We start from the raw sequence: 13,167 nt of genomic DNA, 5'->3' as shown, positions 1-13,167 counted from the left end.
TTATCCATTAGCCACTAAGATCACGACGACATGTTGAAAATGCGAAATGTTGCGATGGGCTGCGCCGTGGGCGCGGCGCTTTTGTTCTCCGCCGGCGTCTCGGCGCAGAGCGACCACTGGGTCAGCGACAAGCTGCCCACCTTTGTGCGCAGTGGCCCCACCGATGGCTACCGCATCGTCGGCACCCTCGACAGCGGTGACCCGGTCACGGTGTTGCAGACCCAGGGCGACTACACCCAGGTGCGCGGCCCCGACGGCGACGAAGTCTGGATCCAGTCGCGCTTCGTGCAGGACACGCCGAGCGCCCAGCAGCAGCTGCCGGCCCTGCGTGACAAGGTCGCCAGCCTGACCCAGCGCCTCGACGGCATCGACGACGAGTGGAACCAGCGCGTGGCGGACCTGCGCAGCGAACTCGCCAGCCGTCAGCAGCAGGTCGACAAGCTGCAGGCGAGCAACAACCAGCTCAGCCAGGCCTACTCCCAGGCGGAGTCCAAGATGCGCAACATGCAGGCGCGTCTGGATACCCAGGAGGAGGACCTGCTGATGCGCTACTTCATGTACGGCGGCGGGGTCGCCGGCGCGGGTCTGATCCTGGGGTTGATCGTCCCGCACCTGCCGCGTCGCCGGCGCAAGCGCGACCGCTGGTTCTGAGATCGCCGGGTGACGGCGCCGAGATCTCGGGCCAGAGTGGTACTGACGCTTCGGGCCAACCGATGATGCGGGCGTCGAGTAAAGAGGGCAGGGGCGGATGCAGATCGACTGGCTGAGACGCTGGCGCGAGGGGCGCATCGGGTTTCATCGCGACGCGCCGCATGCCGCGCTGGTGAATCACTGGCGGCAGCTGGGACTGGCCCCCGGTGCCAAGGTGCTGGTGCCGCTGTGCGGCAAGAGCCACGACATGCGCTGGCTGGCGGCGCAGGCGCATCCGGTGCTGGGTGTGGAGCTGTCGCCGCTGGCGGTGGATCAGTTCATCGGCGAGGGGGCACTGCCGGCCCTGCGCTATGCCCAGGCCGGTTTCTCCTGCGTGCGCCAGGGGCGGATCGAGCTGTGGTGCGGTGACTTCTTCCGCTTCCACGTCGAGCAGGCCGCCGAACTCGCGGCCTTCTACGACCGCGCCGCGCTGATCGCGCTGCCGCCAGCCACGCGGCAGCGTTACGCCCACCATCTGGCCCAGCTGTTCCTGCCGGGTACTCAGGGGCTGCTGGTCACCCTGACCCACGCCGACGGCGAGCAGGGGCCGCCCTACAGCGTCGACGCTGCGGAGGTCGAGCGGCTGCTGGGCCCCAATTTCGCTCTGCAGCGCCTGGATGGCCCGGGTGAACCAGACGCCAAGGGGACCCGCGAGACGGTGTGGCATCTGCTGCGACGTGGGCCGTGCCGCTGAAGTACGACCCTTCCGACTACTCTGCTAAAGACGACGCCCGCGGCCTTTCGGCTGCGGGCGTCGTCGTCTGGTACGCCTTGGGGTACTGCCTGCTATCGGATGTTCAGCGTGCCAGCAGATTGGCCAGCTGCTGGTCGCGGAAGGTGCGATCCAGGGCGCTGCTGAGCAGCTCGCTGACCATGCGGTTGTTGGTGTCCCAGTCGGGCTTGAAGGCGTAGCTCTGCTTGCGCTTGGCGGTGTAGCGACCGGTGTAGGTGTTGCTGCCGTTTTCCACCTTGGCGGCGATGATCGCCTGCAGCTGGGAGGCGCCGAGCAGCGGCTCGTCGGCATTGCCGCGAGCGTAGTCGAGCTCGGCCAGGGTCAGGGTCAGCGAGGGGCCGCCGGTGTCCTGGGTCGTGGGGTTGAAGCCCATGCTGCGCAGTGCGTTCTCGGCCTGAGCCTGCAGCTTGGGAATCACGTCATGGGCTTCGACGGTGATGGTCGAGGTGGCCGAGGCGGTGCCGGAGCGGGTGCCGATGACGTTGTCGTCGCGTCCGTCGACCACGTTCAGGGTGACCGTCTGGCCGCTGCCGGTGTGCGGAAAGCCGCCGCTCACCTTCGGCTGTACGGAAAGGATCTGGGGGCTCTGGGCGCAGGCGGCGAGCAGGCCGAGCACCCCAAGAACCGCCACGCACTTGAGCGCAAACCACTGACGCATAACGTACCTCTCGAATTGACGGGGGAAGACCCGCCCAGTATAGACGCCCCGGGCGCGCGCTCGTAGCGCCTCAGCCGACCGGCAGCGCGACATTCTGCGCACCCGCGGCATCGAAGCCGTGCAGCCGGCTGGGCAGGGCGAACAGCCGCCGCCCGCGGGTGATGCCCAGGCGTTCGAACTCGGCGTGGCTGACGCTGGCCAGCCACGGCTCCTCGAGCCAGTCGGCCTCGAGTTCGAGGCGCACTTCGGCGCCCACCGGCACGATCGACGCCACGGTGACCGGCAGGTGCGCCGCGGGGATGGCACGCTCGGCCAGATGCACTTCGTGGGGGCGCAGCAGCAGCTCGCGGCGGCCCGGCTCGACCCCCGGTACGCTGACGCTGGCATTGCCGCAGGTCAGCCGGCCCTCGATGACGTCGCCCTCGAGGCGGTTGACGTCACCCAGGAACTCGAACACGAAGCGATTGGCCGGCTCGCGATAGAGGGTGTCCGGGGTGGCGATCTGCTCGACCTGGCCGTTACTCATCACCACCACGCGGTCGGAGAGTTCCAGCGCTTCCTCCTGGTCGTGGGTGACGAACAGGCTGGTGAAACCGAGCTCCTCGTGGAGATGGCGTAGCCAGCGGCGCAGCTCCTGGCGCACCTTGGCATCGAGCGCGCCGAACGGCTCGTCGAGCAGCAGCACATCGGGTTTGAGCGCCAGCGCCCGGGCCAGCGCCACGCGCTGCTGCTGGCCGCCGGAGAGCTGAGCCGGGAAGCGCTCGGCGAAGGCCGCGAGCCGTACCATCTCCAGAAGCTGCATGACCCGCGTGCGGATCTCGCCGTTCGACGGGCGCTGGCGCCGTGGCAGCGCGCGCAGGCCGAAGGCGACGTTCTCGAACACGCTCATATGGCGGAACAGGGCGTAGTGCTGGAACACGAAGCCGATCCGGCGTTCGCGCACGTGCACCTGGGTGACCTCGCGCTCGCCGAAGTGGATGCTGCCGCCATCGGCCTGCTCGAGGCCGGCGACGATGCGCAAGAGCGTGGTCTTGCCCGACCCCGAGGGGCCGAGCAGGCCGATCAGCTCGCCATCGCGGATATCGAGGTCGATCGGCGCCAGCGCGCGGGTGGTACCGTAGGTCTTGTCGATCTGCGAGATACGGATGCTCATGCGAGGCTCTCCCGGCGCGCCGCGCGCCATTCGAGTGCCGCCTTGGCGGCCAGGGTCAGCAGCGCCAGCAGCGCCAGCAGCGAGGCGCTGGTGAAGGCACCGACGGTATTATAGTCCTGATACAGCTGCTCCACCTGCAGCGGCAGGGTGTTGGTCTGTCCGCGGATCGCCCCGGCGACCACCGAGACCGCGCCGAACTCGCCCACCGCGCGGGCGTTGGTCAGGATCACGCCGTAGAGCAGGGCATGACGGATCTTGGGCAGGGTGACGCGGCGGAAGATTGTCCAGCCGGAGGCGCCCAGGGTCACCGCGGCTTCCTCCTCGCGGGCGCCCTGGGCCTGCATCAGCGGGATCAGCTCGCGGGCGACGAAGGGGCAGGTGACGAAGATCGTTACCAGCACGATGCCCGGCCAGGCGAACATGATCTGGATGTCGTAGCCGTCGAGCCAGCCGCCGAGCCAGCCATTGCGGCCGTAGAGCAGCAGGTAGACCAGCCCGGCGACCACTGGCGAAACCGCGAAGGGGATATCGATCAGGGTCTGCAGCAGACGCCGCCCGGGGAAACTGAAACGGATCACCAGCCACGCCAGGAAGATCCCGAACACCAGGTTGATCGGCACCGTCAGCAGCGTCACCAGCAGGGTCAGGCCGATCGCCGCCAGGGTGTAGCGGTCGCTCAGGTTCTGCCAGTAGAGGTCGATGCCGCCCATCAGCGCCTGGGCGAAGATCGCCACAAGCGGCAGCAGCAGGAACAGCGCGGTCAGCACCAGCGCCACCCCGATCAGCAGCCGGCGCACGCCGGGGGCATCACCGATACGGATCATCAGGCTTCCCCCCCATGCAGGCGGCGAATGAAGCGCCCCTGCCACAGATTGATCACCAGCAGCAGGACCAGCGAGGTCGCCAGCACGATCGAGGCCACCGCGGCGGCGCCGGCGTAGTCGTACTCCTGCAGCTTGACGAAGATCATCAGCGAGGTGATCTCGGTCTCGAACGGCTTGCCGCCGGCGATGAAGATCACCGCACCGAACTCGCCCAGCGAGCGCACGAAGGCAAGCCCGGTGCCGGTCACCAGGGCCGGCCACAGATGGGGCAGGATCACCCGGCGGAAGGCGTGGCCGTCACGCGCGCCCAGGGTCACCGCGGCCTCGTCGACCTCGCTCGGTAGATCCTCGAGGATCGGCTGTACCGTGCGCACCACGAACGGGATGCTGGTGAAGGCCATGGCCAGGGCGATGCCGACCCAGGTGTAGGCGATCGGCAGGCCCAGTGTCTCGAGCCAGCGCCCGACCCAGCCCTGGCTCGAGTAGAGCGTTGCCAGGGTGACCCCGGCGACGGCGGTGGGCAGGGCGAAGGGCAGATCCATCAGCGCGTCCACCAGACGCTTGCCGGGGAACTCGTAGCGCACCAGCACCCACGCCATCAGCAGCCCGAAGGCGGCGTTGAACAGCGCCGCCACCGCCGCGGCGAGCAAGGTCACCCGGTAGCTGGCGAGGATGCGCGGGTCGCTGATCAGAAACCAGTACTGCGACAGGCTCAGCTGCGACAGCTGCCCCACCAGACTGGTCAGCGGCAGCAGCAGGATCAGCGAGACGAACGTCAGCGTCACCCCCAGCGAGAGCCCGAAGCCCGGCAGGACGCGGCGGCTGGCCTGCCGGCGCAGAGTCGCGGCGATCATCGGCGCTGCAGCTGGTCCAGCTCGCCGCCGCTGGCGAAGTGAGTCTTCATCGCCTCGGGCCAGCTACCGAAGACGTCCTCGACGCGCAGCAGCTCGGTCTGCGGGAAGCGATCGCTGAATTCGGCCGCCACCGCCTCGTCGTTGACCCGGTAGTTGAAGCTGGCGAGCAGGCGCTGGGCCTCATCGGTGTAGAGGTAGTCCAGGTAGCCCTTGGCCAGATCCAGGTTGCCGTTGCGCTCGGCGTACTCCTCGACCACCGCCACCGGGAACTCGGCCAGGATGCTTACCGGCGGCACCACCACCTCGTAGTCATCCGCACCGTATTCGTTGCGAATGTTGTTGACCTCGGACTCGAAGGTGATCAGCACGTCGCCGATGCCACGCTCGACGAAGGTGGTGGTGGCGCCGCGACCCCCGGTGTCGAACACCTCGACGTTGCCCAGGAAGCGCTTCATGTAGGCTTCGATCTTGGCCTTATCGCCGTCGAAGGCCTGGTCGGCGTAGGCCCAGGCGGCCAGATAGGTGTAGCGGCCGTTGCCCGAGGTCTTGGGGTTGGGGAACACCAGCTCGACGTCTTTGCGCGCCAGGTCGTCCCAGTTCTTGATCTGCTTGGGGTTGCCCTTGCGCACCAGGAAGGCGGTGGTCGAGTAGTAGGGCGAGGCGTGATTGGGATACTGCGCCTGCCAATCCTTGGCCACCAGCCCGGCGTCGGCGAGCACGTTGACGTCGGTGACCTGGTTGAAGGTCACCACGTCGGCGCGCAGGCCCTGCATGATCGAACGCGCCTGGGTCGAGGAGCCGCCGTGGGACTGCTTCACGCTCACCTTTTCGTCGTGCTGCTGCTGCCACCAGTCGATGAACTTGGGATTGACTGCGGCGAACAGTTCACGGGCGATATCGTAGGAGGCGTTGAGCAGCTCGCGGGGCTGGTCGGCCTGGGCCGGGGCGACGCTACCCAGAGCGAGGGTCAGCCCCAGGGTGGAGGCGGCGAGCCAGCGGCGAGACGAAGCGAGTCGGAGCATGTGGGTTCCCTGAATGGTGATGGCTTGTCGCGCGCGGACGCGCGGCGCTCTTGTCTTATGAGTCTGTCTTGTCGTTCCGTCGTACGGACCTGTCGAGTCTAGACACGCAGGCTAAATAAACCCATATGGAATTACAATATGTCTATGTATGCCATTTGGATATAACGATCCGCGGCCCTTCTATAAGCGCCGCGGATCGCGCGCGTGGACGCCAACGCCAGCATTTCTGAGCGCTGCGGCGGCGACCCAGGTCGCTCAATGGCCTCGGCCCAGCGCCAGCAGGCCGAGCAGAGGACCGGGCAGCAGCAGCCAGGCCAGCGACTGCCCGAGCAGGGGCAACCACGGCAGCAGCAGGCCCAGCGAGAGCGCCGAGATGGCGAAGCCGATGGCGTTCTGCAGGGTCAGCGCGCTGCCCACCAGCGCGGCGGGGCAGGCACGCGCCGAGAGCGCCGAGAAGTGCGGCGAGTCGATCACCGCCAGCAGGCTCCAGGCGCCGAGCAGCACGATCAGCGCCGCCGTAGGCAGGGTGTCGGCGGTGAGTGCGTAGAGCGTGGCGCACAGCGCCGAGCCGGCCAGCCCCCAGCGCGCCACTGCCCGGCTGCCGTGGCGCTGGCTCAGCCAGCCGCCTAACCAGCAGCCGGGCGCGCCCACCGCGATCAGGGCGAAGCTCGCGAGTGCCGCGCCGCTCGTGGAGAGCCCGGGCAGGGCGTGCAGAAGCCATAGCGGCAGCAGCGCCCACAGCGTATAGAGTTCCCACATATGACCGAAGTAGGCGCCGGCGGCGCGGCGAAACTCAGGCAGGCGAAAGGCTGCCAGCCCGCCCAGGCGTGGCCGTGATGGGCATGGCTCCGGAGGCGGCGCTTCCCCCAGCCAGGCCACGCCGGCGCCACCGGTCACTGCCAGCAACGAGGCCAGCCACAGCGTCAGTTGCCAGCCGCCGCCGAGGTCCAGCGCCGCCAGCAGGTGCGGCATCGCGGTGCCGAGCACCAGCATGCCGACCAGCCACGCCAGCGCCGCGCCGGTGCGCTCGGGGGCCCAGCCCACCATCAGCTTCATCCCCACCGGGTAGATGCCGGCCAGCGCCATGCCGGTGATCAGGCGCAGTGCCACTGCCGGGCCCAGCCCGCCGGCATGCACGAGAGCCGCATTGCTGGCGGCACCGATCACGCAGCACACGGCGAACACCCGACTGGCGTCGCGGCGGTCGGCAAGCCCGCTGAGCCCGATCCCCAGGGTGCCGAGCAGAAAGCCCACCTGCACCGCGCCGGTGAGCCAGGCCAGGTCATCGGCATCCAGCGCCCAGGCCAGACGCAGCTCGGCGAGTAGGGCGTTGGGCGTGAACCAGAGCGAGGTGCCGAACCACTCGGCGAGGGCGATCACCAGGATCGCCAACGGCGGCCGGCGTGACATCACCGCCGGCCGCTCGTGTCACGCCGGGCGTGCACTCACAGCCCCATGGCGGAGGAGGTCGAGCGGCGCGGGTCGGCGCCGCCGGTGAAGGTGCCGTCGGGTTCGATCAGGATCGACTGCGCGGCGCCCATCGCCTCCTGCTGGCTGAGGGTATGGCCCATCGCCTCGAGCAGCGTCTGAGTGTCGGGGCTGATGCCATCCTCGATGCGGATCTCGTCGGGCAGCCACTGATGGTGGATACGCGGCGCGCTCACCGCGCTCTGGATGTTCATGCCGTGATCGATCACGTTCATCACCACCTGCAGCGTCGTGGTGATGATGCGCGAGCCGCCGGGGCTGCCGGTGATCAGGAAGTTCTTGCCATCCTTCTTGACGATGGTCGGCGTCATCGACGACAGCATGCGCTTGCGCGGCTCGATCTTGTTGGCTTCGCCGCCGATCAGACCATAGGCGTTGGGCGCGCCCGGCTTGGCCGAGAAGTCATCCATTTCGTTGTTGAGCAGAAAGCCGGCGCCATCGACCACGATGCCCGAGCCGTAGCTGAAGTTGATGGTATAGGTGTTGGAGACCGCCAGGCCGCTGTCGTCGGCGATCGAGAAGTGCGTGGTCTCGTTGGACTCGTAGGGCAGCGGGTTGCCGGCGGCGATCTCGGCGCTCGGGGTGGCGTGGTCGAGGGGAATCTCGCCGCGCAGCTCGGCGGCATAGGCCGGCGAGGTCAGCCCGGCCAGCGGTACGTCGACGAAGTCGGGGTCGCCCAGGTATTCGGCGCGATCGGCGTAGGCGCGCTGCATCGCCTCGGCCATCAGGTGAATGGTGCGCGCCGAGTTGAAGCCCATGGCGTGGATGTCATAGCCCTCGAGGATGTTCAGCATCTGCACGATGTGCGCGCCGCCGGAGGAGGGCGGGCTCATGGCGTAGACATCGTAGCCGCGATAGTTGCCGTGCACGGGTTTGCGAATCGTGGGCTGATAGTCGGCCAGATCCTGGGCGGTCATCAGGCCGCCGTGGCGCTGCATCTCGGCGCTGATCAGGCGCGCCGTCTCGCCCTCGTAGAACTCGCGCGGGCCCTGAGCGGCGATGCGCTTGAGCGTGGCGGCGAGATCGGGCTGGCGGAACAGCTCGCCGGCCTGGTAGTTCGAACCGTCGGGCTTGTAGAAGACCTTGCGCGTGGCGTCCCACTGCTCGAGGCGATCCTTGGCCTGGGCCAGCCCTTCGGCGAAGCGCGGTGGCACCTCGAAGCCCTCTTCGGCCAGCTTGATTGCCGGGGCCAGCGCCTCGGCCAGGCTCAGGGTGCCGTACTTGTCCAGCGCCAGCGCCAGGCCGGCCACCGTGCCGGGTACGCCGGCAGCGTTGTGGGTGAAGCGCGAGAGCTTGGGCACCGCCTCGCCCTGATCGTTCTGGAACATGGTCGTGTAGGCTGCCGCGGGCGCCTTTTCGCGGTAGTCGATGGCGATCACCTCGTCGCGCTGCTCATCGGAGATCAGCATGAAGCCGCCACCGCCGATATTGCCCGAGCGCGGCTGGGTCACCGCCAGCGCAAAGCCGGCGGTGACCGCGGCATCCACCGCATTGCCGCCCTTGGCGAGCACGTCGTGGGCGATCTGCGAGGCCAGGTAGTGGCTGGTCGCGACCATGCCGTGCTCCCCCACCTGCGGATGAAAACGCTCGCCCTCGAGGATCGCCGAATCGGCCTGCGCCAGTGGCGCGATGCCCAGATAGAGCGTGGAGAGCGTGATCGACAGCCAGCACCGGGCGCGCGGGCGAAAGAGTGAGGACATGGCGTAGGCTCCTTGAACTGATCCCGTCATGGGTCTTTATCTGGGTTTTGGTCCTGTTTGGCGCGGGGCCCGGGACGCTAGGCGCCGGCGGCGTTCTCCCGCTACCCGCTGGCCGAGCATAGCCCGTGGGCGCACGATCGGCTAACCGCAGCGGCGCCGAGGGCTGCTAGAATGCAGGCATACTCGGACTTATGCCCACGCCCATCACTGCCAGGACGCTGCGTCATATGCGTGATTTCAAGATTGCCCCCTCGATTCTCTCCGCCAACTTCGCCTGCCTGGGGCAGGAGGTGGACGATGTGCTGGCCTCCGGCGCCGACATGATCCACTTCGATGTGATGGACAATCACTACGTGCCCAATCTGACCATCGGCCCCATGGTGTGCGAGGCATTGCGCAAGCACGGCGTCACCGCGCCGATCGACTGCCACCTGATGGTCAAGCCGGTGGATCAGCTGATCGGCGACTTCATCGACGCCGGGGCCAGCTACGTCACCTTCCACCCGGAAGCCTCAGAGCATATCGATCGTTCGCTGCAGCTGATCAAGAGCCGTGGCTGCAAGGCCGGGCTGGTATTCAACCCGGCCACGCCGCTCTCCTATCTCGATTACGTGATGGACAAGCTCGACATGATCCTGCTGATGAGCGTCAACCCCGGCTTCGGTGGCCAGTCGTTCATTCCTGCCGCGCTCGACAAGCTGCAAGAGGCACGGCGCCGGATCGACGCCAGCGGGCTGCCGATCCGGCTGGAGATCGATGGCGGGGTGTCGCCGCAGAACATCGCCGAGATCGCGCGTGCCGGCGCCGATACCTTCGTCTCCGGCTCGGCGATCTTCAAGGCGCGCAGCCTCGACGACCCGCATCGCTACGATGGCGTGATCGGCGAGATGCGTAGCGCCCTGGCGGCACTGGACTGAGGCGACGAAGGTGAGCGAATGCCCGGGCGACGACGCACCAGCGGTCGCCGCGCGCCCCTGGTATCTCTATCTGATTGAGACCGCCGCCGGGGCGCTCTATACCGGTATCACCACCGACGTCGCGCGGCGCTTCGCCGAGCACAGTCGCGGCAAGGGGGCACGCGCGTTGCGCGGGCGTGGGCCGCTGACGCTGCGTCATGTCGAGCAGGTGGGGAGCCAGAGCGAGGCGCTCAAGCGCGAGGCGGCGATCAAGCGCCTGGGCGCGGTCCAGAAACGGCGCTGGTTGGCACAGCGCGAGGGCGATTGTCATCGAACTGTCATTATCTCCGAGACGTCCAATCCGTAGACTGTAACTTTCTGTTAACGTCGGGTGGTCGAGAGCATGAAGGTCGTGGCGCTGCACAATTTGAAGGGCGGAGTGGGCAAGACCTCGGCGGCGGTCAATCTGGCCCGGGAGGCCAATCGCGACCGGGTGCCGGTGCTGTTGTGGGATCTCGACGCCCAGGGGGCCTCGACCTGGGTGCTGGGCGGCGAGAGCGGGCTGAGCAAGAAGGTATCCAAGCTGCTCGCCGGCAAGTCGCCGCTCGGCGAGCAGGTGCAGCACACCCCGTGGGAGCGCTTCGACCTGCTGCCGGCGGATATCCGCCTGCGCGAGCTGGACCGCCTGCTCGACGCCAGCGCCGAGGGTGACAAGCATCTCAAGCGGCTGATCGAGCCGTTCGGCGAGGAGTACGGGCTGATGATCCTCGACTGCCCGCCGGGACTATCGACGCTGGCGGAGCAGCTGATCCGTGCTGCCGACCGCATCCTGGTACCGACCATCCCCAGCCCGCTGTCGGTGCAGGCGTTCTCGCGCATGCTCGACCATCTCGATCTCAAGAAGCGCCAGCGCGAGCGGCTCTCGCCGTTCTTCAATCTGGTCGACCGGCGGCGCACCCTGCACCGCGACTGGCTCGATTCACCGCCGGCGGCACTCGGCCGGCCCATGCGCAGCTGGATCCCCTATGCTAGCGACGTCGAACGCATGAGTCTCGAATGCCAGCCATTGGCCGACCTGGCGCCGCGCAGCCGCGCGACCCTGGCCTACCGTCAGCTGTGGCAAGAACTCAAGGCCGAGCTCGACGCCTGAGGCGCAGTTTCGGGCGCCTTAGAGGCCATTTCCACCCCCTCTGATGATGGGCGCCGGGGGTAGGGCAAAGCGAGGGTCCTTTGCCAGGGATGGCAAAGGTAGCGCCCAGGGAGGGGTTCACAGCGCCCTCGCGACGCCCTGCCTCCGGATAAGCCCACATCGTCCAGCGGTTGTGAAAGGCGCTCTTAGACAGGACGCGGTACTGGGCGCCATAAATAGCCAGGGCGCGGTATCGGGCGCCATAGGTAGACAGGGCGCGGTATCGGGCGCCATAGGTAGACAGGGCGCGGTACTGGGCGCCATAAATAGCCACGGCATCGGGCGCCAGATCAAAAGCCCGCGCGCTCAGGCCTCGGCCAGCGCCTGCAGCACCCGCGCCACCGCCTCGGCGCCGGGGTCGGTCACCCCCTGCAGGGCGCTCTCCGGCAGATAGGCGGAGCGCCCGGCGCGGGCTTGCGCCATCGTCGCCGTGGCCTCGGCACCTTCCCGTGCACGTTCGGCCGCCCTGGCCAGATCGCCGCCTTCTCGCAGTGCCTCCACCGCCGGTATCAGCGCATCGAGCAGGGTGCGGTCGCCCTGTGCCGCGCCGCCGTAGCGCTGCATGCGCTCGATGCCCACTGCCAGCGCGGCGGCGAGATTGTCGCCCTCGGCCAGCTCGGCCCCCGCCGCGGTGAACAGGATCGACAGCAGCACGCCGCTGGAGCCGCCCATGTCACGGGCGAGGCAGGCACCGATGCCAGCGAACAGCGCCGCGGGTCGAGCGCTCTCCAACTGACCGGCATCGAGACGCCGGGCGACGGCCTCGGCTCCGCTGGCCAGGCTGGTACCGGCATCGCCGTCGCCGCTGCGGGCATCCAGGTCGTCGAGGGCCTGGCGCGACTCCGTCAGTACCGCGATCGCCGCGCGCACCAGGGTCTCCACCGTGGCGTCGCGCTCGACATGCTCGGGCACCGGCGTCTCGCTGACCTGGGGCGTGAAGCGGGCCGGCGCGCGCGGCGTGCGCAGCCCCGGCCAGGCGGGCGCGCCGGTCGGCGCGGCGAGAGCGCTGAAGAGATCGTCTTCGGCCGCCACCAGGGTGATCGAGAAGCCCTGCATGTCGAGCGAGGTCATCAGTGCCGCCGGCCCGATCACCCCGGAGAGCGCGAGTCCGCGGCGGTTGACCAGCAGGCTGGCGGCGAGCACCTGCATCTCCTGTTCGGCGGCGCCGCCCAGATTGTTGAGCAGGGCCACGTAGGGCGCTGCGTAGCCGCGCGCGGCGAGGGTCTCGGTGAGCGGTGCCAACAGGGTCTCCACCGCCTCGCTGGCGCTCTCCGGATCGACCCGGCGCACGCCGCTCTCGTTGTGGATGCCCAGGCCCAGCTCGGGGGCGCAGGGGGCTTTCGCCTCGCCCGGGCGGGCGGCGTGGGAGAGCGCCAGCCCCAGCGAGGCGATCCGCGGCAGGGCGGCCTCGACGCACTCGCTCAAGCTCTCCAGCGGTATCTGCTGCGCCGCCAGCCAGCCGGCCAGCTTGTGCACGATCAGCGTGCCGGCGATGCCGCGCGGCTGGGGGGAGTCGGGCAGGGCGATATCGTCGCCTACGATCACCATCGACACCGCCAGGCCCTCCTGGCGCGCCTGCTCGGCGGCGAGGCCGAAATTGAGCCGGTCGCCGGTGTAGTTCTTGACGATCAGCAGACAGCCGGCGGCGCCGCACACCTCGCGAATCGCGGCGAGCACCGCATCCACGCTGGGCGAGGCGAACAGCCCGCCGACCACTGCGCCGGTCAGCATGCCCTCGCCGATGAAGCCGGCGTGGGCCGGCTCGTGGCCGCCGCCACCGCCGGAGAGCAGGGCGACCTGGTCACGCCCGTGGTGCTCGCGATCCCAGTCGGCGCGGACCAGAATACGCAGATGCTGGCTGGGTTCGGCGATGCGCACGTCCGTCAGTGCACTGACGCCGGCGAGGACGTCATCGATCAGGGTGTCGGCGGCGTTGTAGAAATGCTGCATGAGGCACTCC

Annotated in this window: 13 protein-coding genes; 5 read left to right on the top strand and 8 right to left on the bottom strand. The window is 68.5% G+C overall.

Going from position 1 to position 13,167, the window contains the following annotated elements; genetic code table 11:
• Nucleotides 1-39 precede the first annotated feature (39 nt).
• Together J0A90_RS18120 and J0A90_RS18115 are read left to right on the top strand one after the other, a co-directional pair.
• Nucleotides 40-651: a TIGR04211 family SH3 domain-containing protein gene (locus J0A90_RS18120; protein ID WP_207034645.1), complete on the top strand. Its 612-nt coding sequence runs from the start codon at nucleotides 40-42 to the stop codon at nucleotides 649-651.
• 97 nt (nucleotides 652-748) lie between these two features.
• Nucleotides 749-1,384: a thiopurine S-methyltransferase gene (locus J0A90_RS18115; RefSeq protein ID WP_207034643.1), complete on the top strand. Its 636-nt coding sequence runs from the start codon at nucleotides 749-751 to the stop codon at nucleotides 1,382-1,384.
• A gap of 103 nt (nucleotides 1,385-1,487) precedes the next feature.
• On the opposite strand, the gene J0A90_RS18110 is transcribed toward J0A90_RS18115, so the two are convergent.
• From J0A90_RS18110 to ggt, 7 genes are all read right to left on the bottom strand, one after another.
• Nucleotides 1,488-2,081 carry a YajG family lipoprotein gene (locus J0A90_RS18110; protein ID WP_035469684.1) on the bottom strand — a complete coding sequence of 198 codons (594 nt, stop codon included), beginning with the start codon at nucleotides 2,079-2,081 and terminating at the stop codon, nucleotides 1,488-1,490.
• Nucleotides 2,082-2,151: 70 nt separating this feature from the next.
• Complete coding sequence (locus J0A90_RS18105) at nucleotides 2,152-3,234, bottom strand: sulfate/molybdate ABC transporter ATP-binding protein (RefSeq protein WP_207034641.1); 1,083 nt, start codon at nucleotides 3,232-3,234, stop codon at nucleotides 2,152-2,154.
• Entirely contained in the window at nucleotides 3,231-4,058 is an 828-nt protein-coding gene (gene cysW, locus J0A90_RS18100; RefSeq protein ID WP_233076917.1) for a sulfate ABC transporter permease subunit CysW, read from the bottom strand. Before cysW ends, J0A90_RS18105 begins: the two co-directional genes overlap by 4 nt.
• On the bottom strand, nucleotides 4,058-4,912 hold the full coding sequence (gene cysT / locus J0A90_RS18095; RefSeq protein WP_207034639.1) for a sulfate/thiosulfate ABC transporter permease CysT: 855 nt from the start codon (nucleotides 4,910-4,912) through the stop codon (nucleotides 4,058-4,060). Before cysT ends, cysW begins: the two co-directional genes overlap by 1 nt.
• The gene (gene cysP / locus J0A90_RS18090) at nucleotides 4,909-5,934 is read right to left on the bottom strand and encodes a thiosulfate ABC transporter substrate-binding protein CysP (RefSeq protein ID WP_207034637.1); all 1,026 of its coding nucleotides are present in this window, start codon (nucleotides 5,932-5,934) and stop codon (nucleotides 4,909-4,911) included. The genes cysT and cysP overlap by 4 nt, the downstream gene beginning before the upstream one ends.
• Nucleotides 5,935-6,189: 255 nt before the next feature.
• Complete coding sequence (locus J0A90_RS18085) at nucleotides 6,190-7,344, bottom strand: MFS transporter (RefSeq protein WP_207034635.1); 1,155 nt, start codon at nucleotides 7,342-7,344, stop codon at nucleotides 6,190-6,192.
• A gap of 35 nt (nucleotides 7,345-7,379) precedes the next feature.
• On the bottom strand, nucleotides 7,380-9,122 hold the full coding sequence (gene ggt / locus J0A90_RS18080) for a gamma-glutamyltransferase (RefSeq protein WP_207034633.1): 1,743 nt from the start codon (nucleotides 9,120-9,122) through the stop codon (nucleotides 7,380-7,382).
• Nucleotides 9,123-9,349: 227 nt separating this feature from the next.
• Here ggt and rpe point away from each other — a divergent pair, with 227 nt between their 5' ends.
• From rpe to J0A90_RS18065, 3 genes are read left to right on the top strand one after another with little or no spacing between them, the layout of a single operon-like run.
• Nucleotides 9,350-10,039 (top strand): ribulose-phosphate 3-epimerase, encoded by a 690-nt coding sequence (rpe, locus tag J0A90_RS18075; protein WP_035469669.1) that lies wholly within the window; start codon nucleotides 9,350-9,352, stop codon nucleotides 10,037-10,039.
• A gap of 10 nt (nucleotides 10,040-10,049) precedes the next feature.
• A complete protein-coding gene (locus tag J0A90_RS18070; RefSeq protein WP_233076916.1) occupies nucleotides 10,050-10,385 on the top strand; it encodes a GIY-YIG nuclease family protein in 336 nt (111 codons plus the stop codon).
• A 45-nt stretch (nucleotides 10,386-10,430) separates the two neighbouring features.
• The gene (locus J0A90_RS18065; protein WP_233076915.1) at nucleotides 10,431-11,168 is read left to right on the top strand and encodes a ParA family protein; all 738 of its coding nucleotides are present in this window, start codon (nucleotides 10,431-10,433) and stop codon (nucleotides 11,166-11,168) included.
• Between the two features lie 345 nt (nucleotides 11,169-11,513).
• Here the strand turns inward: J0A90_RS18065 and J0A90_RS18060 are convergent, their stop codons facing one another.
• The gene (locus tag J0A90_RS18060) at nucleotides 11,514-13,157 is read right to left on the bottom strand and encodes a dihydroxyacetone kinase subunit DhaK (RefSeq protein ID WP_207034630.1); all 1,644 of its coding nucleotides are present in this window, start codon (nucleotides 13,155-13,157) and stop codon (nucleotides 11,514-11,516) included.
• Nucleotides 13,158-13,167: the final 10 nt, after the last annotated feature.

It is taken from the genome of Salinicola sp. DM10, from assembly GCF_017306975.2.
Lineage (GTDB): Bacteria > Pseudomonadota > Gammaproteobacteria > Pseudomonadales > Halomonadaceae > Salinicola.
The sequence above is the reverse complement of the archived record's forward strand: the minus strand, read 5'-3'. Positions and strand labels throughout refer to the sequence as shown.